The sequence below is a fragment of the Halomonas sp. AOP25-F1-15 genome (assembly GCF_052378675.1).
Lineage (GTDB): Bacteria > Pseudomonadota > Gammaproteobacteria > Pseudomonadales > Halomonadaceae > Vreelandella > Vreelandella casei.
This window is the reverse complement of sequence record NZ_JBQSXV010000010.1, coordinates 63,557-87,096: the sequence shown is the minus strand read 5'-3', so window position 1 is coordinate 87,096 and position 23,540 is coordinate 63,557. Positions and strand designations below refer to the sequence as shown.

Genomic DNA, 23,540 nt, shown 5'->3' with positions numbered 1-23,540 from the left:
GCACCTTTGCATAACAGATACCCGCTATCGCCGTGGTTACTCATCGCCGTGTTCGCCACTGGCGCTGGTATAGGTATTGCTCTGGGGCTCGCCTTGAGCCTGGGGTTTGTGACGATGTGACGCCGCTCGCTCAGACGTCTTATCGTTTGCCCGCTCCCGTTCATCTATTTGCGTTTCTGCCGTAGTAGGCAGCGGTGCGGGCTGGGGCGGCGCGGGCTTTTTACGCGAGCTATCTGTGTCCTCTTCGCCGCTGGGCTCGATGGCAAAGTCAGTACCGGTTTCATCCTGACGACGGTCTTCAGAGCGCGCTTCCATACTGACGCTAAGACGCGGGATGCCCAGGTCAATCGCCTGAGATTCCATGCGCTGTTTTAGCAGCAGGTTAAATGCCCGGGAAACATCCCACTGCATTTCTGGCGCCGTACGAAAACGCATACGCAGAATAGGACAGCCATCCTCGAAGCCCTGAACCCCCTGCATCTCAAGCGGCGACCAGATGTAATGGCGCATCATCGGATCTTTACGCAGCTCTTGGGCGGTCTCCTGCATCAGCGTAATCGCATCGTCGATCTTCATATCGTAGGGAATTCGGATACGCATTAATGCGATACCGAACTGGCGCGACATATTGTGAATCGATTCGATACGGCTAAAGGTGATGATATGCACGACACCGTCTAGATCGCGTAAACGCACGGTGCGCAGCGTTAGCCCTTCGACCGTTCCCATATGATTATTGATCTTAACGAAGTCATCTACCGCTAGCGAATCTTCGATCAAGATAAAAATACCGGTAATCAAATCCTGAACGAGGGTTTGGGCACCAAAACCAATGGCCAAACCGATCACACCCGCACCGGCCAGTAGCGGCGTCACATTGACGCCTAAGTTGGCCAATCCAGAAATTACCGCAATAATTAAAATGATGACAAAAATGACGTTGCGAATCATCGGCGTGATGGTTTGCGCCCGCGCCTGATTAACGCGCCGCCCGCGCGAACGCGCAGAGGAGGTAAGCGCGCGCTGAATTGCCGTGTCAGCCAGAATCCATACCAGCCACGCAAGCAGTACGGTGGCACCCAGGCTGACCAGCGCTTGACCAATTCGGGCGCTGGCAACGGCTTGCTGGCCAAGACCAAACAATGACCCACCCCACACCTGCATGGAAAGTTCGGCAAACACCATCCACGAACAGATATGCGCCAACACAAAACCAAACCGCTCTAGGCGCTTACGGTACTGGCTGTAGCGATGGCGATGACGGCGTTTCCCCATCCGTTCCGACTGGCGTCGCAGTAGCCCCGTAATGACTAATGTGAGCACCAGCAGGCTGGCTGAAATAATCGAACGAGCCAGCGCGGTACCCACATCGCCAACGGTAATAAAAATAGCCAGCAGAGAACCGCTCACCAGCAGCAGCGCGGGAATATGCCACAGGCCGCCCAGCGAGCGAATCATTTCAACGGCCGTACTGGCATCGCGGCGCTGTTTAAACGGGCGATTGCAAATCAGATGGCGCACGGGACGTTTAAATTTAAAAATAAACCGCACGGATAGTAGCGCCGCCAGCATATTGGCAAGCACCGATACCAGGCTCGACAGCTCACTCCCAAGCAGCTCTACCAAGCGTGTAGAGTTAACCGCGTCACCGAGAGCAATCAATGCCCCAATCACAAACAGGCCACGCAGGGCCTGCTGCTGGAGAAGCTGAACAGCGGTAAAACGATGACCGCGGCTGAAAAATGCCACCACCGTTTCAAACACCACCGACAGCGCTCGACCGCACAGGCAAATATACGCCACGACTAATACCATCGTTCGCCCTGGACTATCAGGCAGCACCTGACCAATCCCTAGCGTGATGGCAAAGGCTAGCGCCCAGGGCAGCATGCGCCGGAAAAAATGTATCGCCAGTAGCCTGCCTTTCGGGTCACGAGGTAGATCCAACGGCCAATGGCGGCGAGTTGCCAGCATCCGCCCAAAAGCTATCATCACCACCAAAAGCCCTGTCCAGATAAGCGCCAGCACCGCGCCCTCAGCCACGGCTCGAATGATCTCACCCTGATCAGCATCATCGTTAAGCGCGCGTAAATCGTCAGCGCCCTGCGACAATTGGCGCGACCACTCATCAAGGGGAGAATTGCCGGCTTGAGCTTGATCACCAAGATCGCTGAGCGTATCTGCAAGCGCGCCAAGCAGGCCTTGGCGCAAAATACTGTCTTCCTCATTGGCAGCATCCGTGGTGATCTGCAGCTCGCGCAGCGACGCCAACAGTTGGGTCCGCTGCTCCTCGTTTTCGAGCATGCCGATAACATCGTTTAACGAGCTCTGAAACTCGCTCCCGCTAACGTCGGCTTTTTCCTCATCAGCGCCGCCGCCCAAACTTGGCAGGGACACCATCTGCGCCTGAGCCTGCATGGCAGTCACGCTGATCAGCACAAAGAAGACGATGCTTATTATCGTGTGGGTTAACCGGTGCTGTCGCACGCTTTACTCCTGAAAATTAGTCTGAATAGCGTCCTGCTGACCTTCTTCATGCGCATTGAGTACGCGCAGCCTCGACGCGTGTCTATGATAGGCTGAGCACCTAAACGTTCACCTCAAGGATGCTGAGATGACGCTACAAGCTCCGCCCAACCGCTTAAACAGCCATGGAAAAAACCGGCATGTTGGCGTCGAAATTGAATTTGCTGGCCTACCGCCCAGCGACACAGCGCTGATCGTACGCGATCTATTTGGCGGGGAGCTTAACGTGGTAAGCCCTCACCGGCTACTAGTAGAGGCTACTCGCTGGGGCCAATTTGGTATCGAGCTAGACACTCAGTACGCTCACCCTGACCAATCCTTGTTTGAAGACCCTAGCGCTCTCGACAACGAGTGGACGCGCCACCGGCAGCAACGCCGCATTGAGTTTCACCAGAAAACCCGTGAGCTGATTGGCGACATGGTCACGGGCCTAGTACCGACAGAGATCGTTGTGCCACCCGTGCCCTGGAATGAACTCGAAGCGCTAGACACGCTATTTGAAACTCTGCGCAAGCACGGTGCGAAAGGCACCGATGCAAGCCTAATGTATGGGTTCGGGCTGCATCTTAATCCGGAAGTGGCGCATTTTGACGTCGGCTACCTGCTCGCCATGCTGCGGGCCTATATGCTACTTGCCAGCTGGTTGCGCGACGACATCAAAATCGACATTACCCGGGAAATACTGCCTCACGCCAACCCTTTCCCTAAAGAATACGTGCTGAAAGTGCTCGATAGCCACTATTCACCCGATCTTGACACGCTGATCAATGACTATCTGCACTACAACCCTACGCGTAATCGCGAATTGGATATGCTGCCACTATTCGCCTATTTACGCCCAGCGCATCCGCATGCATTGCTGCATGCCAAGCTCACTAAATCGCGCCCTACCTTTCATTACCGGCTGCCTAATGCACAGCTTTCACAGCCCGGCTGGGGCTCGGTCGTTGAATGGAACCGCTGGGTCGAGGTAGAAAAACTCGCCGCCAATGCCGAGGTACTGCTGGCACGGTGCGCCGAATATATCGCCGATCAAAACCGGCCGCTGCTAACGCGTGTAAAAGCAAAGCTGGCCCGAGGATCAAAAAAACTGGGCCACTGGCTTCGCCGTAAACGTTAGAGCGCACCTTCTTTAATTTAAAAAATAGCGAGTAACTATCGGCATGTCTCGACCGCTTATCGGAATCACAACGTCTGATCAAAAAAGCCAGCTAGCCTGGTGGTTTGATTGGTTTGCCGTCTGGCGCCATGGTGGTAAGCCGCTGCGCCTATCGCCCGCGCGCGCTTTACCGAAGAGCCTGGATGGCTTGATCATTGGCGGCGGCGACGACATACAGGCCTACCTCTACGGCGCAGAGGTACAGCTGGATGTGCGCCTTGACCCCGCGCGCGATGAGCTAGAGCTTATGCTACTGGAACGTTTTATTCCGTTACAAACGCCGGTACTAGGCATCTGCAGGGGGGCGCAATTAATCAACGTGCATCTTGGCGGCACGCTTGATTCTGACATCTACACCACCCATGAAGGCTTAAAGCGGCGCCGTACCGTGCTACCCCGCAAAACCGTCGACATTGTCGGCGCAAGCAAGCTACACCGCTTGCTGGGAGTAACGTGGTGCCGCGTCAATAGCCTGCATCATCAAGCCGTTTACCAAGCTGGACGGGGCATTGATATCGTCGCTCGCGACCGCGATGGCCTAGTGCAAGGCATCGAGTCTCGTGAGCATGACTTTTTGATTGGCGTGCAATGGCACCCCGAATGGCTGATTTTCAACCGCCCCCAGCAGCGCTTAATTCGCGCACTGGTGGCGGCATCAAAGCGCCATTCTAGCCGGTGCGGAAAACAGTGCGAGTAGCGTTACTACTTGAGAACCGCTAGCGCAGCGCTGTAGTCAGGCTCGTTTTTCAACTCACTCACCAGCTCGCTGTGTAGCACCCGGTTATCGGCATCCAGCACAACTACCGCTCGGGCGCACAGCCCTTCCATCGGACTATTGCGCAGTGCAACGCCCCAGGCCTCAAGAAATTCGCCGTGGCGGAAAGTAGACAGTGTTTCGACGTTATCTAATCCTTCAGCACCGCAAAAGCGCTTCGCCGCAAAAGGTAAGTCGGCAGACACAACCAACACCACGGTGTCAGCAAGATTAGAGGCCAGCTCATTAAAGCGGCGTGTGGACATTGCGCAGGTGGGGGTGTCTACGCTGGGAATAATGTTGAGCACTTTACGCTTGCCGGCGTAAGTCTCGAGCGTGACATCCTGCATGTCAGTATTGGTAAGCGTCATCACAGGTGCCACTTGGCCTTCAGCGGGCAGCGTGCCAGCGACATCCATAGGTTCGCCTGCGCGGGTAATCTGTTGCATTGCCTACTCCTTGGGTTATTCAGCTAAATAGGGTGAGAATGTCTCGGGCCTCACTGACAAACCCACTAGAAAGCATTGATGATAAGCGCTATTGTCACGCCTTTGCAGACTTGCCGTTAGCGTATTTGTTCAACGCTGCCGGTTTATCTTACTGAGGTTTTGGCATGGCCTGTGTACTAATTGTTAAAACTGGCGACGCTTTTCCAGAAGTGATCGACCAACACGGTGACTTTGAAACGCTGTTTGAAAAACAGCTCAGCACCGCCCTGCCAGAGCATTTGACGCTGCGGGTTTGGGACGCACGGGCCAACACACCCGCGCCCTCGGTGGGTACGCTGGCCGCCATCGTTATTACCGGCTCGCACAGCATGGTGAGTGACGCCGAGCCCTGGAGTGAAGCACTCAAGCCATGGCTTGAAGAAGCGCTCGCCAACGATACGCCCATGCTCGGCGTTTGCTATGGCCATCAGCTGATGGCTGCCGCGTTTGGTGGCGTGAGTGACTATCATCCGGCTGGCCGAGAGTCCGGCACGCGCACCGTGCGGCTCACCCAGGCAGGTCAAATCGACCCCTTGTTTCGCCAGCTTCCGGAACGCTTTGCGGCGCACCTTACTCACGCGCAGTCGGTTATACAGGCGCCACCTGGATCTACCGTGCTAGCCCATAACCACCACGATGCTCACCAGGCGCTACGCTACGGCCCACGCCAGTGGAGCGTGCAGTTTCACCCTGAATTCACCGCCCCCGTGATGCGCGCCTATCTTGAACGCCAGCGCGAGGCGCTGCGCGACCAGGGCGAAGAACCCGAAGTACTACTAGCGAACGTGGTTGACTGCCAGGCATCTTCAAGCCTTCTCCAGCGGTTTTTAACCTTCGTATAACTCCGCAGCACGACTCACGACTGACGCTCATCGCGCCGGGAAGCTAAACGATCCGCCAGGCGCGTTGGCTCCGGTAGCTTAGTGCGGCCTAAGCAGCGCATTACCCAGGCAAGCGAGGTTTCCAGCGTCACCCGGTGCCCTGGCGACACATAGACGGGCTTGACCTTGGCGCGGGAGCGCACGACGGCACCGATCGTCTCGGCTCCCGCGTAAAGCGGCACCCAGTCGCCGCGCTGCTCGCCCACCTCCGCATGCTTTCCACACAGGCGTGACTTGGCAATACCAATCGTGGGCAAATCAAGCCACAGCCCTAAATGCGCCGCCACGCCTAAGCGGCGGGGATGAGCAATTCCCTGGCCATCCACCATCACTAACTCAGGCTGCACGCTGAGCATTGCAAAGGCCCCTAGCGCCGCTGGAACCTCACGAAACGACAGCAAGCCAGGAATATACGGCATGCGCGTGGGCTCGCGATAAACCACTTGCTCAACCACGCTTAAATCTGGCGCAGTGGCCGGGTTCCATTTCAGCACGACCACCGCCGCGCGCGTCGTTTCGCCGCCGTCTTCAAAACCGATGTCAACTCCGGCAATGTGCGAAACCGGCGCTAGCCGATCTGACGTTTCTAGCCGCTCAGCCAGCTGTGACTGCAGCGCCCTCGCCTCCCTTGGCATAAGGTTCCAATCATGAAGCGGTGCCAGCATGGCGTCCTCCTAACGTGGTAAAGAATAGCGTGATGCAGGACAGCGTAGTGAGAGAGATCGTGGTGTGAGATATCGTAGTGAGAAATAGCTAAAGCAGCAAAAAAAACGCCCCCGCACCAGGAAAGGTGCGGGGGCGTTATGAGCGTCTCAATTGCCGCTTAGCAGCCGCTGATTAAGCCTTACGTTAATTAAGACTCACGCTAATAAAGACTTAGGCGCGTTCGCGACGACGAACCGGCGCATCGCCTTCATCACGACGGCGGCGCGGTGCGCGCTCAGCCGGTGCGCTGTCTTCGCTGATTTCTAGCGGACGACCGGCTACACGAGCACGTGCCATCTTAGTAAGAATCGTTGCAGGCAGGCCGCTTGGCAGCTCAACCACAGAGAACGCGTTGCGAATATCGATACGGCCGATACGCGCGCCTTCAATGCCACCTTCGTTAGCCAAAGCGCCAACTAGCTGGCCCGGCTTAACGCCATCTTTATGACCAACGGAGACGCGGTAGCGCGTCATGCCTTCGGTCGGGGCGCTGTTGCTAGTACGCTCACGGCGAGCACCCGGCTTACCGGCAGGTGCGCCGTCACGCGTCGGACGCTCTTTGCGCGGCGCCTGAAGACGACCAATTGGCGCTTCATCAGCACGCGCCATAGCGGCAAACGCACAGGTCAGCTCGATCGGATCATGGCCTTCTTCAATAAGACGCTCAATCAAAGCACGCTGTTCTGCGGCGCCTTTGGTTAAAGAGGCGATAACGCGATGATGGAAGACGTCATCACGATGAGCGCGGATAGCCGACTCATCAGGCAGCGGCATTTCAGCCATTTTCTGACCGGTTGCCTGCTCCATCCAACCGACTTTGCGGCCTTCACGGAAGCCAGCAAAGGTAATCGCGATACCGCTACGACCAGCGCGACCGGTACGGCCGATACGGTGCGTATAGGCTTCCGCATCTTGGGGCAGGTCGTAGTTGATGACGTGAGTGATACGCGATACGTCTAGGCCACGAGCCGCAACGTCGGTAGCAATCAACACATCAACTTTGCCACGCTTCAAGCGAGTAATAGTACGCTCACGCAGGCTTTGATCAAGGTCGCCCGAAAGCCCAGCAGCGTTAACACCGCGTGCAGTCAGTTGCTCAACCAGGGTAGTACAGGCTGCACGAGTACGAACAAAGACGATGGCCCCATCGACCGGCTCGACTTCAAGAATACGTGACAGGGCTTCTAGCTTGGCGCCGCCATCAACGCGCACAATGCGCTGCTCGATGTTTTCGCCAGTCGTGGTGCCAGATTCAATCGCCACTTTCACGGGGTTAACCAGGTAGCGGTTAACGATGCGCTCTATTTCTGCCGGCAGCGTAGCCGAGAAGAACACGCGCTGTGCATCTTTAGGGGTATCGGCAACCACGCGTTTTACGTCGTCGATAAAGCCCATGCGCAGCATTTCGTCGGCTTCGTCCAGCACTAGCGCGGATAGGCCATCCAGTTTCAGGCTGCCGCGATCCAGGTGATCGATAATACGACCCGGTGTACCCACAACGACTTGTGCGCCACGCTTAAGAGCGCCTAGCTGCTCACGATACTCTTGGCCGCCACACAGGGTAGCCACTTCGAGGCCTTTCAGGTTTTGGCCGTACTTACTAAACGAGGCAGCTACTTGCTGAGCCAACTCGCGGGTCGGTGCCATGACCAGCACCTGTGGCTCGCGACGCTGGAGTTCCAGGCGCGATAATAGGGGTAAAGCAAACGCAGCCGTTTTACCCGTACCTGTCTGAGCTTGGCCCAGCATGTCGCGGCCTTCAAGCAGCGCAGGAATGGTTTGTGCCTGAATCGGCGAGGGTACTAAATAGCCCTGTGATTCAACAGCAGACAGAACGGCAGGCAATAGAGCCAGATCACCGAAGCTCGGCGAGGCGACAGAAGTCGAGGTCATTAATCACACCTTGGTAGGCCGGTAAGTACCGGCAAAAAACATCATAAGCGTCTCTGACTCTGTCATCGCGCAACGACCTTAACAAAATGGTCGTTGTCGAAAACAGGCACCGCCGTAGCGGTCGTAGCCATCAATGGAGTCGGAGACGCCGGTCGCACCTAGCATCCGGTTAGCAAACACCGCGTTTGCGGGCCAACCGTTGTGGCGACCTTCTGCGCCGATTTCACCCGTGTGGTGAAATACTGGAGGCGCGCCATCTACACAGCAATGAACATCAAGCAATTGGCTAAATGTTCCCGCAAGCGATACTGCTAAGTAGCTAAGCAGGTAAACGCTTATCGTCGTGATGGAGGGGTCAACACATGCGAGGAGCGCGCATCCTAACACCGCATTTTGCTCCTGACCAGCACTTTTAACTTGCACCACATTGAATCAACCACTTGCACTTGTGTACATTTCGTCTAACATATTAAGTGTTTAGTCAAGTTCAAGACTATCAAGGAGTGAGGCGATGAACTGGGATCAGATTGAAGGCAAATGGACAGAAATGAAGGGCAAGGCTCGTTCAAGCTGGGGCGACCTTACCGACGATGAGCTTGATCAGATTGGTGGCAAGAAAGATCAGCTGGTCGGCAAGCTTCAGCAAAAATATGGCCTAGCGAGAGAAGACGCAGAACGTAGAGCCGATGAGTGGGCTGAGAAGCAATAGTCACCCGAACAAACCTGCCAGCACCTAAGAGCAGTACGTTAAGACAGTCAAATTTTTGCAACACCATTTAGAATACTAATAAGCACAGCAGCTTATTATTTATCGTAGCCACATGGAGAGATGCTATGCGTAAAACTATCCTGACAACCGTTATCGGTACCGCCCTACTGGGAAGCGTTGCTATGAGCGCCCACGCGTCAAGTGAGCCACAGGGCATGTATTCTGCCGACAATATTCTTGATGCAGAGGTTTATTTTGCCGGCGGTTCCGGTGAAGAAATCGGCGACGTTGAAGACATTCTGTTTGACGAAGAAATGCGCATCACCGCACTGGTCATTGAAAGCGGTTCCGTACTCGGGCTAGGTGGTCGTGAAATCGTCGTCGATACCGACTACTTCACTCTTGAAACCGATATGGAAAACGATGGTGATACGGAACACCGCGTCATGATCAGCGCCAGCCAGGAAGAAGTAGAAGCATTTCCTGCCTACAACCATGACTGGTGGGAGCAGACCAAAGCTAGCGCCCGCGATGCTTGGGAAACTACCCAGGAAGGTGCACAAAGCGCTTGGCAGAGCACTCGTGAAGCAGTCAATCCTGACGAGTAGCCACACCAACACGGCTTTTCATTGGATTTGAGCAAGCAAAATACGCCTTGAGCCTCCAGTAAAAACCGTAGTGATAGCAGCTCGTTAACACTAGCTCGTTAAAAGGGCCGCCCCATTTCATTGGTGCGGCCCTTTTCTATTACTGCGCCCGTCGTCACATTACCAAGCTATTTGTGCCTGACGCCCTGCCCTGGCAAACGCTCTCGATCATGGGGCTGCTGAAAATCGAGCAGCGGGCCGGCGGGGACAATGCGGGTCGGATTAATCTTATCGTGGCTGTAATAGTAGTGGCGCTTGATATGGTCCATATTGACCGTCTCGGCCACGCCCGGCCATTGATAGATTTCCCGCACATAGTTGGCAAGGTTGGGATAATCTGCGATGCGCTTAACATTGCACTTGAAGTGGCCGTAATAGACTGCATCAAAACGCACCAGGGTGGTAAAAAGGCGAATGTCAGCCTCTGTTAACCACTCCCCCGCCAAATAACGCTGCGTGCTTAAGCGTGCCTCCATCCGTTCCAGCGCTTCAAATAACGCTTTCACGTGCTTTTCATAAACGTTCTGCTCGGTGGCAAAGCCTGATTTATAAACCCCATTATTGATGTGGTCGTACACATCGGCGTTAACTTCATCTATAACGCTACGCAGGTCCAGTGGATAAAAATCTAAATCGTTGCCCGTTAGCTCATCAAACGCATCATTAAACATGCGCAGCAAATCCGCAGACTCATTATTGATGATAGCGCTGCGCTGCTTATCCCACAGCACAGGAACGGTGACTCGGCCAGTGTAGTGCGGGTCGGTCATCGTATAGAGCTGGCGGTGAAAGTCGACGCCATTGATTGGGTCGCCGCTGGCCCCCTCATCCTGACGATAAGTCCAGCCATCCTTAAGCATCAGCGGGCTAACATGCGACGTGCCAATAAGTGGCTTCAACCCTTTTAGCGTACGCATAATTAAAGCGCGGTGCGCCCAGGGACACGCCAGGGACACATATAAATGATAGCGATCTTTAGCTGCTGGATAGCAGCGACCATCCGTTTCCGGCTGGTCGCCCACCCAGTCGCGCAGCTGGGCTGATTCGCGCACGAATTCCCCGTTATTCTTTTTGGTGTCGTACCACTGGTCGTGCCACTCGCCATTGACTAATAGTCCCATGGGGCCTCCTGAAAGTGTCTTCAGGTAATGGACACATTACCTTGCATCTATTCAGCATACGCCCGCATCAGGGATGCTCAAGCGGATGTTTTAGGGCTTTTCATTCGACTGAGTCGAATCCTGCACGGCGCACTCACTGATCACCGCTTGCTTTAACGCAGTGGCCATCGCATGGGCAGCAGGCCCGGCACGATCTCGGTCACGGAAAATGAGCTGAACCGGCACCTCGCGCACTCCACCTGCGGGCAGCGGCAGCGGCTTCAACTGACCGCTGCGCAACTCGTCAGCGATACGCGTTTCAGGCATCCACGCAAAACCCAAACCACGCCGGAGCATATCCAGCGACGTATTTAGGTGGGTGACCGTCCAGCGCTGCTCGGCTTTCAACCAGCCAGCGTTCGTCGATTGGCGCAGCGCTGAGTCGCGCACTACAAGTTGGCGATACTGAGCTAGATCGCGCAAGTCAAGCAAACGGCCTAGCTGATGAAGCGCATGCTGGGGATGTGCCACTGCGATAAAGCGCACGGTTACCAGTGGTTCACCCAAAAAACCCTGGGCATCAATGCCCGAGACCACAAGATCAGCCCGGCCATCGTAGAGCATTTCTACGCCACCATTGAGCACGCTTTCGTGCAACTGAACACGCACTTGAGGGTAGGTTTCAGAAAAGCGCTCTAGCGCTTTGGCTTGGGCATCGGCGGGAAACACCTGGTCGATAGCGACGACGATCTCCGCCTCTAAACCAGCAGCGAGGCGAATGGCAACATCCTCAAGCGAGGCCGCGCTTTCAATCAATTGACGTGCGCGCCGAAGAAGCAGCTCACCGGCTTCGGTTAAGCGCACTTGGCGACCAATGGGCTCTAACACTTGAACCCCTAACTGCTCTTCTAACTTATGGACGGCATGATTCAACGTGGAAGGGCTCTTGTGCACGGCTTCTGCCGCACGCGCGAACCCACCATGATCAACCACGGCAGCCAACATTTGCCATTGTGAAAGCGTTACCCGGGACATTTCGATTTCCTCGACGCAAAATAGCGAAACACTGCGTTTAATATTCGAAAAATATGACTAGAATGCCAGGAAACGCTCCGCAGTTCTGCAACCTATATGAAAGGCTGGCTAATCATGGCCAACGTTTGGCACCCGGCCATCTTTTAAACACTCATGCTTGCCCGCATAAACCCGACTTGTAGTGCTGGCTGGCGCTAACGCTGTCATCCTTTTACTGACCTATCGGCACTAGACTAAAGGATGAATGCTATACATTTGTTGTATTAATACTTTTAAAAAAAATGTTTTCGTATATGATCGAATGACGCTATTTAATTAGCTTTTCTCAGTTACATTTATTTGCAAACAGCGTTCACTAATAGACTTTTCGTGCACATTGTTTGCATTTTTATATTTAAGTACGTTTTATGTATAGGCATACAGTCTATGCACCCCCCTCTGCATGGGGTATGGTTCCGGGTATATATATTTTTTTGTCATCTTTTAATCACGAACTCGGCGGTCCATTTACCCATGTTGCGAATCCTCCATTCGCTGCCTCGCACGCACAAATTATTACTGTTACCCGTGGCTACTATGGTCACAGTGCTAGGCACACAGAAGTTAGTCACTACTTATCATGATCTAAACCAGTCATATACACCGTTAGAAAGCGTGCTAGTGCCGCTGCCTAGCGATTCGGCACCGGGCGTTCCTTCATTAAGCCAAGAACGCACCCCGGTGGCTGAAGCGATCGATCGTGCCTCACGCGCCCTCGACGCCACCCGCGGAAACATCCCTCTCAGCGATCTAGCGGTTACTGAGGTCGTTGATCTTGACGTCATTTCCAAGGCCGAAGCTGATATAGCTAGTCAGCCGACGCTGGTCAGTAATCTAGCCGCCGTTAGCACCATTACACCCAACACAGTAGCGCTGGGTGTATCTTCGCTTGATAGCGGTGCCCTGCACATGGCAGTGGTCGTTGGCACGTTAACGAGCGGCATGTTGGACGTAGATAGCGCATCTTCAATGGAAATTGCCGATGCCACCTCGTATGAAGACTATGGCATTGAGCTATTCGATGACGTTTCGTTTCTGAATTTAGAACTAGCGGCAGAAGAGCCGTTTGTGCCCGTATGGAAAACGCATATTGTTGAATCCGGCGAAACATTCGCCGTGCTGGCGCAAGATCAGCTAGGCCTTGGCTATAGTGAAGTGCTCACCCTGCTTGAAGACTTACCCGATCAGCGCTTGTTAACCAACTGGCGCGCCGGGCATAGCTTTGATTACCAGTTGGATGAAGACGGCCGTTTACTGTCGCTACGCATGATGAAAAACACCCGCGAAGGTGTCATGTTAGAGCGTGATGCCGACCAGTACGCGATTACCGCTATTGAGCGTCAGGGTGAACCTGTTCAACGCCTTTATGCGGGTAGCGTCAGCGGCAGTTTTGCACGTTCGGCCCAGGCCACCGGCTTAAATAGCGGCTCAGTGACTGAATTAACCAAGATACTTGAGAAAAAACTCGATTTCCGACGTGACAGCCGTCGTGGTGACCGTTTCCAAGTACTGGTTGAGTCAGACATGATTGATGGCGAAACCCTTGAATCTCGCGTATTAGCCGTTAAGTATGACGGCGAACGCATGGATTTGACCGTGGTACGCAATCTGAACGACAACAACTTCTATACGCCCGAAGGTGGAAGTCTGGATCCTGCGTTCGCGCGCCATCCCTTTGATGGCAGCTACCGCTTAAGCTCTAACTTCAACCCCAACAGAAAGCATCCCATCACGGGGCGAGTCAGCCCACATAACGGCACCGATTTTGCTATGCCCATTGGCACGGCGGTTCTCGCCCCCGCGAACGGTCGCGTTGAGCGCGTTAGCAACCACCCTGCTGCCGGGCGATATATTGTAGTTCGACACGACAACGGATACCGCACGCGCTACCTACACCTTTCTAGCCAGCTGGTTAACCAGGGCGACCGCGTGACCATGGGTGAGCGTATCGCGCTTTCCGGCAATACAGGCCGCAGCACCGGCCCGCACCTGCATTATGAAGTCATCGTTAATAATGCACCGGTAGACGCCCTGACCGTTAGTCTTCCCGAGAACAGCAGCTTAAGCGGCGATACACTGGTCGCCTTCCAGAGCCAGGCAGAGCCAATGCTGGCCACGTTGGAAAGCGGCGAAACCGGCCCGGTTAGCGTTGCGAACTACCAGCAAAACGATGATTAATGTTTATATTGACTAACAAGGCCTAGATGAACAGCAAGGGCCTTGCTAGCCACTAACTTACTAACGCTGATAATACAAAACACCGCCCAATTGAGGCGGTGTTTTGTATTGTACTGGATACCCAGATATTGCTGAGGCCATAGTTAGCTTGAGGGTAGCGCACGCTGTAACGCCGTCAGCAGTGTCGCATCGCGTCGATAGATATCAGGCCTAAATTCTACCTCTCCCTGCTCATTCGGCCAGGCGGTTAAATAATGCAGCGCCACGGGTATCCGCTGAGCCAGGCTCACATTGCGATCACTGCCCCCACTTAGCAGGCTGCTCATTTGATAACGGCTGCCGGTATCTTGCAGCAACATCTGCGCAAGCTCGGCCACCCCCTCGACGCGAATGCAGCCGGAGCTTAACGCACGCTGGTCGCGCCGAAACAGGCCGCGGGCAGGCGTGTCGTGTAAATAGATCATGTCGTTATTAGGAAAGCGCACGACCACGCGCCCTAGCGGGTTACCCACACCGGCCACCTGGCGCAACATAACGCCGCCTGGGCGCTGCCAGTCAATCTCCTCAGCAATCAGCGGCACGCCCGCTGGGCTAATCACCTGAATATTTTGACGCGCCAAATAACCGATATCCGCCCGCACGCGAGGCAATACGTCCTCACGCATAATAGTGGGCGGTATTGTCCAAGAAGGATTAATGGTTAGATGACTGATCGCCGAGTGGATAATGGGCGTTTCACGGCGTGGCGACCCTACCACCACGCGCGCATCCCACTGCTGACCATTAGGACGCACGTAGTGCATTCGGTAGCCCGCAATGTCGACCCACACACGCGGCTCGGCAAACTGCATTGGACGTATCCAGCGCGCGCGCTCTAAGTTGACACGCAGCTGATCAATACGCGTGGCAACCGATGTATTTAACGCCAAGCGCGTTTGCTCACCGACCACCCCATCAGCTTGCAATAAGTGACGCCGCTGAAAGCGTCTCACGGCCGTTTCCAGTGACGCATCAAAAAGACGCCGATTGGTTGCCGTGCCCTTCACTCCAATCAGTGGATAAGCACCGCTGTCGGCTGCCAATAAATCGGTATCGCCCCAGAGAGCTAAGCGCTGGCGAAGTACAACGACATCATCTGTTTCGTCGCCTGGGCGGAGTGACTCCTCCCGCGCGGCCAAGTAAGGCGTGCTGCTCAGATCAGCCAACTGGTAATGTTGCTTTAAGGCATCGCGCAACTGCTGATATTCAGCCGATGAGGGACGGGCCAGCGCGATAGCGTCTTCCAGCTTATTATCCTCAATGGCATGCACAACGCGCAGCAGTGAGTATCCGCGCGCGGCGCGCGGCGCGTCCCAATGGGGCTCAACATCCCGCGGGTCGACCTTGCCACGCTCTACATGATCCAGCGCCAGCAGCAGCGACTGGGTTGCCTTGATATCAAATGCCGCCTGCGCCGACACTCCTAAGGTCTGGCTACGATGAAATTCATTGAGCAACGTGTCGGCGTGATAATCCATTGGCGCCAAGCCGTCACTTTCCAAGCCATTCAACGCAGCCACCAACGACTCAACCGTTAAGACAGCCTGCCAAACCGGCTGACCGTCACGCAGTTGATAAAACTCGGCAATGGGTAGATGCTGCTCTTCGGCAGTGATTAGTTGCTGCGCTAACGCTTGCTGCAATGGCGCTGAGTCTGCATATGCACTGTTAATACCTAAAGCATTGTGGGTAAGCGTTAGGCACAGGGCGGTTCCCAGCGCCCATCGTTTTAGTGGCTGCATCTCGTTCATCGCTCTCTCCTTGCGTTACTATCGCGTTCCACACTAGCCGCCCCGTCTTTTTATCTTAGTCGGCTGTGGTCATCATGACTGATATTGTTTGCAGGATCGATTTATATGGCGCTTCGTTTAAAACTTATCATGCTGCTATGTTTTCCTTTTTTAGCATTATTTACATTACCGCTATACGCCGCCGGCTTCTTTGCTCAGGTTGCCTCAACGCCGCCTCCCGGCGTGCCACCGTTACAGCATCAGTTGCTGCAGCTGGCTCCTCAGGCAACGCATCAGGCGCTGCGCTTGGCTGCCCAAGCACTTAACTGCGCGGCACCGAATGCCGAGCGTCTGGCGGTGATCGACTACTCGCTGCCGTCTACCGAGCCACGTCTGTGGGTATTTGATTTGCGCCAGCATCAACTGCTCTTTGAAGAGCTGGTTTCACATGGTCAGGGCTCCGGCGACATGCAGGCGGCAACTTTCTCCAATACGCCTGACAGCCACCAGTCGAGCCTGGGGCTATTTCGTACGATGAACAGTTACTACGGCAGCAACGGCTATTCACTGCGTTTAGAAGGCCTTGAGCCCAACGTCAATGATCTAGCGTATGAACGCGCCATTGTCATTCACGGCGCGGACTACGTGAGCGATGCCTTTATCACTCAAACGGGCCGGTTAGGACGCAGCCATGGCTGCCCGGCCGTTCGTGAAGATGTGACGTATCCGCTCATCGACAGCCTTAAAGAGGATCAGTATGTTTTCGCCTATTATCCCGATGCCGAGTGGCTGGCCACCTCTGCCTTTCTAGGCTGCACAGCGGCCAACGATCAGATTGCTCACCGCTAAGCTCGCGGCATGTGCGCACCAATAGCATTTCGTTTTCACGCACGGCCTATGCCATGCTGCCCCCACAGCAACTCTATTTTTTTTATCAGTTCTATTTCTTCATCCGTCGCAATGGGAAACAGCATATGACCAACGTCAAAAAGCTAGACCTCGCCTTACAAGGTGGTGGCGCCCACGGCGCTTATACCTGGGGAGTGATTGATCGCCTGCTGGCGGATGATCGCATTGAAATAGAGGGCATCAGCGGCACCAGCGCCGGGGCAATGAACGGCGTAGTCATGGCAGATGCGCTGACCCGAGGCGATAAACAAACCGCCCGACAAGCGCTGCACGACTTCTGGCAAGCGGTCAGCCGCGCAGGTATGGCCAGCCCCATTCGCCGCTCCCCCATGGATATGCTGACCGGCAACTGGAGCCTTGACCAATCGCCCGGCTTTGTCGCCATGGACTTATTAAGTCGCGTAGTGTCGCCCTACCAGCTTAATCCGCTGAACGTTAATCCGCTGCGCGACATAGTGGCCAGCCATATTGATTTTGAGCGGGTTCGACAATGCCAGCAGCTCAAGCTATTTATCACGGCGACCAACGTGCGCACGGGAAAACAGCGCGTGTTTCGCCGCGAAGAAATGAGCGTTGATGCGGTAATGGCCTCGGCCTGCCTGCCCTTTATGTTCCAAGCCGTAGAAATCGATGGTGAGGCCTACTGGGACGGCGGCTATATGGGCAATCCCGCCCTGTTTCCGTTAATGGAAGAGTGCGGTGCGCGGGATATCCTTCTCATACAAATTAATCCCATTAGCCGCGATGAGATACCCACCTCCGCCTCGGCGATTATGAATCGCCTTAACGAAATCACGTTTAACTCAGCGCTGATAAAAGAGATCCGAATGATCGCGCTGCTTAAGCATGCCCTTGAAGAGCAAGGTATTACAAACTGCTATCAGCAGGCACTGTTTCATCGCATCAGCGGTGAACAAGCGCTTGAAGAGCTCTCCGTTTCCAGTAAATCCAATTCTGAGTGGGCTTTTTTATGCCACCTCTTTGAACACGGCCAGGCCGCCGCCGAACGCTGGTTGAGCGAGAATTTCGACGCTATTGGCGACCACTCCACGCTGGATATAGATACGGTTTATCTGAATGAATAAGCAACGCCACGAATAGGCTCGCTCATATATTTTCAACTTGCCCCTACTGCTAAGCACCAAGATGCCGCAGAGCTGATATCGCGTGCCCAATCATGCAGCATAGTGATGGGATTGATCCGCTTCAAACACCTTTCTAAAATAAATAAGATTATGATTTTTAAAAATAAATAGGCAACTGGCAAACTACCTGCATAACTCCTACCAGTGGTGGTAGGCGTGGACCAGGCCCAACAGGGTACGAGTGCGTCGAAACTGACCTTCAATGATGAAGGCATGTTCTCGTCAATTGTTTGCGCGGCGCGGTTTTGATCAGCGTTGTGTAACAAAAAACTCGTTTTATGCCCTGTGAGGCCATCATGGACATTCGCAATAAAGCCAACCGCATTCGACTGTTTAATTTTTCCACACCGCAAATGCGCGCTTTTCACTTCTCATGGTTCGCGTTCCATATCTGCTTTTTCGGCTGGTTCGGCATCGCTCCCCTAATGGCGATTGTGCGTGAAGATCTTTCACTCACCCAAACACAAATTGGTAATACGATTATTGCCTCGGTCGCCATTACGGTGATTGTTCGGCTAGCAATTGGCATCCTTTGTGATCGAATCGGTCCACGTAAAACCTATACCGGCCTGCTGCTGTTAGGCGCCATTCCCGTGATGGGCATTGGCTTCGCCAATAGTTTTGAGACATTTCTGCTGGCACGCTTAGCCATTGGTGCCATCGGCGCTTCGTTTGTGATCACGCAATACCACACCACGATGATGTTCGCGCCTAACGTAGTGGGAACCGCTAATGCCACCAGCGCGGGCTGGGGCAACTTGGGAGGTGGCACCACACAGATTTTGATGCCTCTCATCTTCTCAGGCCTGCTGATGCTAGGTGCTAACGAAGCCTTCGGCTGGCGATTGGCGATGATGGTGCCCGGCGTGGTCATGCTGTTTACCGGCATCGGTTACTGGCTGTTCACCCAGGATGCTCCCAACGGCAACTTCAGTGAGCTGCGCGCACGAGGCGAGCTACCGGAAGCCACCGGTGAAAACGGCGCCAAGCAAAGCTTTCTAGCCGCGGCTAAGGATATACGTGTATGGGCGCTATTCGTTGTCTATGGTCTCTGCTTCGGCGTCGAACTGACGATTAACAATATTGCGGCGATCTACTTCTTTGATAAATTTGATCTCACTTTAGCCACTGCGGGCCTGATCGCTGGCTTATTCGGGCTGATGAATATTTTTGCCCGCACGCTAGGCGGCGTCTTCTCGGATCTTTTCGCCAAGCAAAACGGTTTAAAAGGACGCGTACGCTGGCTGTTTATCGCCCTCATTTTCGAAGGCATTGCGCTGGTGGCGTTCTCACAAATGCATGTATTGAGCCTCGCCATTGGCATCATGTTGGTGTTTAGCCTGTTTGTACAAATGGCCGAAGGTGCCACCTACGGCGTGGTGCCCTTTATCAATAAAAAAGCGCTGGGTGCGGTAGCGGGCATTGTCGGCGCGGGCGGTAACGTAGGCGCAGTGGGTGCAGCGTTCCTGTTTCGAAGCGAGAGCTTGAGCTATCAGCAGGGCCTGTTCTATTTAGGGCTTACGGTGTTGGCGCTGGCATCCTGTGTATTGCTGGTACGCTTTAGCGACGCCACCGAAGCCGAAGAGGCTAAAGCCTACCGCGATGCGGTGGGCGATGAAGTAGGCGCAGGCGCGCTATCATTGCGTTAAGCGCTTTTAAATACACCCCTGCGCTTCACAGCGATGAGGGAGTCATGACTTTAAGCGGTAAGCTACCAGGGAAAACTCTATGTCTTCAGCGCAGCAGCTGCTACTAACCGCCATCCGTTGCGATATCGATAGCCTCTCCCACCTTGCCACTACCGCTGATATTGTCGGTGACATTAGCCGCTTTATTCATATGCTACAGCGTGAGCGTGGCGCCTCCACGGTCTATCTTGCCTCTCAAGGACAGCGCTTCAAAGCACGTCGCGATAGCTACCGCCAGCACAGCGAGCAGGCTGAAACGCTAATGCGTCAGCGGTTGGAAGCGCTTAGTCAAGAGGCTCGTCCACAGGCTGCTGCTCGCCTATTGCGCCGTATCGCCGCCGTTTGGCATGCCCTTGATGAACTTGGCACGCTGCGCCAAGCCATTGATACGTTTTTGATCTCTCCCGATGCCGCGACCCAAGCGTTTAATCAGTTGACCAGTGGGCTGCTAGCGATTGTCTTTGAAGGCGCGGACACCTCCATTGATCCCGACATTACCCGCAGCCTGGTGGCTATTTTCCACTTAATGCAAGGCAAAGAGCTGGCTGGCCAAGAGCGCGCCTGCGGTGCGTTTGGTTTTACCCATGGCCACTTTGATGAAGCACACCGCGACTTATTAAATCAGCTAGTGGCTGATCAAACGCGTTGTTTTGATACCTTTTTGGAATTTGCCACGCCCGAAGCTCAGCAGGCTTGGCATACCGAATGCTCGCCACGTACGCTATCGGGCATCTGCCATCTACGCGACATCGCCTGCCGCCCCTCACCCAGCCCGCAGCATCCACCTAGCGACAATGCTAATACGCTGAGCGAAACCTGGTACGAACTCATGACGCTACGCATTGATTCAATGAAAACGGTCGAAGAAGCGCTTATCGATCAGTTAAGCACCCTTTGTCATCGCAAAATAGCTCAGGCCAACGCTGCGTTAGCGAAGGCTAACGTCATGCCCTTTCGCTACATGCCCGCCCCCTGCGAACAGCTGCTAGCGCTAAATGACGCCCAGCCGCTCGGTCATTTGACGGCCGACGCGCTAACGTCACCGCTAGGACGCTCGCTGATCGAACTGACCCAAGCCCAGGCTAGCCGCCTGCAAGGGCTTAGCGACGAGTTAGAAAACACCCGTAAAACCCTGCGTGAGCGTAAACTGATTGAGCGCGCTAAAGGCCTGATCATGGCACATCAAGACATGAGCGAAGAGGAGGCCTATCGGTTTTTGCGTAAAACCTCGATGGACCAAAGCAAAAGTATGGCGGACATGGCCCAAGCCATTTTGGATCTCTCGGCCATGCTTAAACGCAAAGAAGAGCACCGCTCCCGTTAGGCCGACATAAGCTGGCATCGCATCACGTGGAATAAGCTTATGTTTGCAGGATGACCTCTCCTTGGCCATGCTAAAGGCCACCTGTTTAATCCAGCAAGGAGTGCAATCCTATGCATCACGGCGTGCTATTGATTACCGGCGCATCAAGCGGCATCGGAGCAGCGACTGCTCGTGCCGCCGCCAGGGAAGGTTACAAACTGGTATTAGCGGCTCGCTCTAGTGACAAGCTCAGCGCACTCGCCCAAGAGCTAGGGCCAGAAAATGTGCTGCCCTATTCACTTGATGTCACCAACATGGAGCAACAGCAGGCGATGGTCGAACAGGCTATCGAAACCTTCGGTCGGTTAGATGCCATTTTTGTCAACGCTGGCCGCGGCGGCTCGCCTGGTGGCTTTAGTGACGCTGACCATACCGCTTGGCGAGAGATGATCCTGACCAATGTCTATGGCGCAGGCCTCACCATTCAGGCCTGCTTACCGGCCCTAAAACGTAGTAAAGGACAGGTAGTTTTAACAGGCTCCTCAGCCGGTCGCACCACCATTCCCGGTTCGATGTACAGTGCGACCAAGTGGGCGATAACAGGCATTGGCTATAATCTGCGCGAAGAACTTCGTGGCACCGGCATGCGCGTCACGCTGATTGAGCCAGGGATGGTCGACACGCCGTTTTTTGACGAGCCGCCGGAGCATGCCCTTGAAGATCGCGATGTCGCCAACGCCGTCATCTATGCGCTGTCACAGCCTGCTCATGTGGATGTTAATGAAATACTCATTCGGCCGACGCCACCCGTCGCGTAAGCACTATTCGTCTAGCAACGTAGTCAATAGCGTGCTTATCGTGGTTCAGCAATGGGTCATACCTTGCAATTAGCCGGCACTGACCGCATAACGTGATATTACCAAGCGCGCTAAGTAATTTTGTACTCCACGCGCCCACGACGTCATATGCAGGTGAACCATGAGCCAACTCGCCAATACCGCCCTCTCCGTGCTGGACTTAGCCCCGATACGCCAAGGCGGTAGCGCCGCTGAGACTTTTCGCGACAGCGCGGCGCTAGCACAATTAGCCGAGCGGCTGGGCTATACCCGTTACTGGCTAGCCGAGCATCACAACATTGCTGGCATCGCCAGTGCCGCCACCGCTGTGTTAATCGGCCACGTCGCCGGGCAAACCTCGACGATCCGCGTAGGCAGCGGCGGCATCATGCTGCCGAATCATCCACCGCTGGTGATTGCCGAGCAGTTTGGCACGCTGGAAACGCTGTATCCTGGCCGTATTGACCTAGGTTTAGGGCGTGCCCCTGGCTCTGATGGCGCCACCATGCAGGCCATGCGCCGCAATGCCCATGCCGGCGTCGATGACTTTCCTCAGTTACTCAATGAGTTAAGTAGCTACTTAGCTGACGCCGAACCTCATCAACGCGTTAAAGCCGTTCCCGGCCAGGGAACACATGTGCCGATATGGCTGCTAGGATCTAGCGGTTACAGTGCGCAGCTGGCAGCCAAGCTTGGCTTACCTTTTGCGTTTGCCGCCCAGTTTGCACCGGGCTATTTATTTGAGGCTTTGCGGCTATATCGTGACAACTTCCGCCCTTCCGAACATCTTGCCAAGCCCCATGCAATGGTTGGCTTACCCGTGATTGCGGCTGAAAGTGATGTAATGGCCCACTACCTAGCCACCACCGCACAGCAGAAGTTTCTTAATCTAATTCGAGGCAAGCCTACTCAGTCGCTGCCGCCGGTTGAACAACTAGATTGGTCACCGGCTGAGCAGGCTCAAGTTAGCCAGTTTTTAGGCGCGGCGATTATTGGTGGGCCTGAGACAGTGAAAGCCGAGCTGGAAGAGTTTCAAGCACGCACCGGCGCTGATGAGTTAATGATTAATAGTGACTTTTTTAATCATTCAGATCGCTTGCGCAGCTATGAAATTGTCGCTGAGGTCGCTCGCTGATCGCTTAGCCGTTGCTTAGGTATTCGCTAGACATTCGATAACCAATAGGCTTTAAACCAGAGGTCACCGCTAGAAAGCTTATGACAACACTCACCTTCACGCCGATGACAGAAGATGATTTCGCCGTCTTTTGGCCAACGTTTCAAGCGATTGTCGCGGCACAAGAAACCTATGCGATTGAGCCCAGCATCAGTATCGAGGCGGCGCGCCAGCTATGGCTTAAAGCACCTAAAGCCAGCGTGGTCGCCAAGGATACCAGCGGCCAACTGCTAGGCGCGTACTACCTAAAAGCCAATGCTGCAGGCCCCGGTGATCACGTATGTAACTGTGGTTACATGGTGGCCCCCGCCGCGCGGGGCAAAGGCGTTGCACGGGCCATGTGCGAGCATTCCCAGCAGCAGGCACAGCAGCTAGGTTTTCTAGCGATGCAATACAACGCGGTGGTGGCGACTAATGAGGTTGCCGTCGCGTTATGGCAAAAGCTCGGATTTAGCATTGTCGGCACGGTTCCCAATGCCTTTCGCCATGCGCAGCTTGGTTTTGTCGATACCCACGTGATGTATAAAGTGCTGCCAGGCCATTAAGGTCTGCCTCTTCTTGGCGATTCTTTACCCAGTCAAAAGTAATGATGAGATCTAAGC

The 23,540-nt window shown here is 54.6% G+C and carries 21 protein-coding genes; 13 read left to right on the top strand and 8 right to left on the bottom strand.

The window, feature by feature from the left end:
- Nucleotides 1–36: 36 nt before the first annotated feature.
- Nucleotides 37–2,418: a mechanosensitive ion channel domain-containing protein gene (locus ACT3TF_RS16520; protein WP_444672598.1), complete on the bottom strand. Its 2,382-nt coding sequence runs from the start codon at nt 2,416–2,418 to the stop codon at nt 37–39.
- A gap of 196 nt (nt 2,419–2,614) precedes the next feature.
- On the opposite strand from ACT3TF_RS16520, the gene ACT3TF_RS16515 reads away from it, so the two are divergent.
- Nucleotides 2,615–3,646, top strand: a complete 1,032-nt coding sequence (locus tag ACT3TF_RS16515) for an amidoligase family protein (RefSeq protein WP_096281708.1) — start codon at nt 2,615–2,617, stop codon at nt 3,644–3,646.
- A gap of 43 nt (nt 3,647–3,689) precedes the next feature.
- Nucleotides 3,690–4,382 (top strand): gamma-glutamyl-gamma-aminobutyrate hydrolase family protein, encoded by a 693-nt coding sequence (locus ACT3TF_RS16510; protein WP_444672584.1) that lies wholly within the window; start codon nt 3,690–3,692, stop codon nt 4,380–4,382.
- Nucleotides 4,383–4,387: 5 nt separating this feature from the next.
- Here the strand turns inward: ACT3TF_RS16510 and tpx are convergent, their stop codons facing one another.
- On the bottom strand, nt 4,388–4,888 hold the full coding sequence (tpx, locus tag ACT3TF_RS16505) for a thiol peroxidase (RefSeq protein WP_096281713.1): 501 nt from the start codon (nt 4,886–4,888) through the stop codon (nt 4,388–4,390).
- 164 nt (nt 4,889–5,052) lie between these two features.
- On the opposite strand from tpx, the gene ACT3TF_RS16500 reads away from it, so the two are divergent.
- Nucleotides 5,053–5,769: a glutamine amidotransferase gene (locus ACT3TF_RS16500; protein WP_096281715.1), complete on the top strand. Its 717-nt coding sequence runs from the start codon at nt 5,053–5,055 to the stop codon at nt 5,767–5,769.
- 14 nt (nt 5,770–5,783) lie between these two features.
- Here the strand turns inward: ACT3TF_RS16500 and nfi are convergent, their stop codons facing one another.
- The 3 genes from nfi to ACT3TF_RS16485 form a co-directional block, all read right to left on the bottom strand.
- Nucleotides 5,784–6,473 (bottom strand): deoxyribonuclease V, encoded by a 690-nt coding sequence (gene nfi, locus ACT3TF_RS16495; RefSeq protein WP_441685293.1) that lies wholly within the window; start codon nt 6,471–6,473, stop codon nt 5,784–5,786.
- A 211-nt stretch (nt 6,474–6,684) separates the two neighbouring features.
- Nucleotides 6,685–8,406, bottom strand: coding sequence for a DEAD/DEAH box helicase (locus ACT3TF_RS16490; protein WP_096281719.1), 1,722 nt, complete (start codon nt 8,404–8,406; stop codon nt 6,685–6,687).
- A gap of 78 nt (nt 8,407–8,484) precedes the next feature.
- Nucleotides 8,485–8,793, bottom strand: a complete 309-nt coding sequence (locus ACT3TF_RS16485; protein WP_444624583.1) for a hypothetical protein — start codon at nt 8,791–8,793, stop codon at nt 8,485–8,487.
- Between the two features lie 124 nt (nt 8,794–8,917).
- On the opposite strand from ACT3TF_RS16485, the gene ACT3TF_RS16480 reads away from it, so the two are divergent.
- Nucleotides 8,918–9,115 carry a CsbD family protein gene (locus ACT3TF_RS16480; RefSeq protein WP_096281721.1) on the top strand — a complete coding sequence of 66 codons (198 nt, stop codon included), beginning with the start codon at nt 8,918–8,920 and terminating at the stop codon, nt 9,113–9,115.
- Nucleotides 9,116–9,240: 125 nt separating this feature from the next.
- Nucleotides 9,241–9,723: a PRC-barrel domain-containing protein gene (locus ACT3TF_RS16475; RefSeq protein ID WP_096281723.1), complete on the top strand. Its 483-nt coding sequence runs from the start codon at nt 9,241–9,243 to the stop codon at nt 9,721–9,723.
- Nucleotides 9,724–9,890: 167 nt separating this feature from the next.
- Here the strand turns inward: ACT3TF_RS16475 and ACT3TF_RS16470 are convergent, their stop codons facing one another.
- Together ACT3TF_RS16470 and ACT3TF_RS16465 are read right to left on the bottom strand one after the other, a co-directional pair.
- Nucleotides 9,891–10,883 carry a glutathione S-transferase family protein gene (locus ACT3TF_RS16470; RefSeq protein WP_441685287.1) on the bottom strand — a complete coding sequence of 331 codons (993 nt, stop codon included), beginning with the start codon at nt 10,881–10,883 and terminating at the stop codon, nt 9,891–9,893.
- Between the two features lie 90 nt (nt 10,884–10,973).
- Complete coding sequence (locus ACT3TF_RS16465) at nt 10,974–11,897, bottom strand: LysR family transcriptional regulator (protein ID WP_096281727.1); 924 nt, start codon at nt 11,895–11,897, stop codon at nt 10,974–10,976.
- Nucleotides 11,898–12,410: 513 nt separating this feature from the next.
- Here ACT3TF_RS16465 and ACT3TF_RS16460 point away from each other — a divergent pair.
- Complete coding sequence (locus ACT3TF_RS16460) at nt 12,411–14,114, top strand: peptidoglycan DD-metalloendopeptidase family protein (RefSeq protein ID WP_441685285.1); 1,704 nt, start codon at nt 12,411–12,413, stop codon at nt 14,112–14,114.
- A 143-nt stretch (nt 14,115–14,257) separates the two neighbouring features.
- Here ACT3TF_RS16460 and ACT3TF_RS16455 read toward each other — a convergent pair whose 3' ends face one another.
- The gene (locus tag ACT3TF_RS16455) at nt 14,258–15,904 is read right to left on the bottom strand and encodes a L,D-transpeptidase family protein (protein WP_441685283.1); all 1,647 of its coding nucleotides are present in this window, start codon (nt 15,902–15,904) and stop codon (nt 14,258–14,260) included.
- A gap of 105 nt (nt 15,905–16,009) precedes the next feature.
- On the opposite strand from ACT3TF_RS16455, the gene ACT3TF_RS16450 reads away from it, so the two are divergent.
- The 7 genes from ACT3TF_RS16450 (at nt 16,010) to ACT3TF_RS16420 (ending at nt 23,483) form a co-directional block, all read left to right on the top strand.
- Entirely contained in the window at nt 16,010–16,732 is a 723-nt protein-coding gene (locus tag ACT3TF_RS16450; protein WP_444672583.1) for a murein L,D-transpeptidase catalytic domain family protein, read from the top strand.
- Between the two features lie 125 nt (nt 16,733–16,857).
- The gene (locus ACT3TF_RS16445) at nt 16,858–17,877 is read left to right on the top strand and encodes a patatin-like phospholipase family protein (protein ID WP_441685280.1); all 1,020 of its coding nucleotides are present in this window, start codon (nt 16,858–16,860) and stop codon (nt 17,875–17,877) included.
- Nucleotides 17,878–18,233: 356 nt separating this feature from the next.
- Nucleotides 18,234–19,586, top strand: coding sequence for an MFS transporter (locus tag ACT3TF_RS16440; RefSeq protein WP_096281735.1), 1,353 nt, complete (start codon nt 18,234–18,236; stop codon nt 19,584–19,586).
- A 79-nt stretch (nt 19,587–19,665) separates the two neighbouring features.
- Nucleotides 19,666–20,949, top strand: a complete 1,284-nt coding sequence (locus ACT3TF_RS16435; protein WP_444672582.1) for a nitrate- and nitrite sensing domain-containing protein — start codon at nt 19,666–19,668, stop codon at nt 20,947–20,949.
- A gap of 110 nt (nt 20,950–21,059) precedes the next feature.
- Nucleotides 21,060–21,746 carry an SDR family oxidoreductase gene (locus tag ACT3TF_RS16430; RefSeq protein WP_444672581.1) on the top strand — a complete coding sequence of 229 codons (687 nt, stop codon included), beginning with the start codon at nt 21,060–21,062 and terminating at the stop codon, nt 21,744–21,746.
- Between the two features lie 160 nt (nt 21,747–21,906).
- Nucleotides 21,907–22,899 (top strand): LLM class flavin-dependent oxidoreductase, encoded by a 993-nt coding sequence (locus tag ACT3TF_RS16425; RefSeq protein ID WP_444672580.1) that lies wholly within the window; start codon nt 21,907–21,909, stop codon nt 22,897–22,899.
- Between the two features lie 80 nt (nt 22,900–22,979).
- On the top strand, nt 22,980–23,483 hold the full coding sequence (locus ACT3TF_RS16420) for a GNAT family N-acetyltransferase (protein WP_444672579.1): 504 nt from the start codon (nt 22,980–22,982) through the stop codon (nt 23,481–23,483).
- The last annotated feature ends 57 nt before the right edge of the window (nt 23,484–23,540 follow it).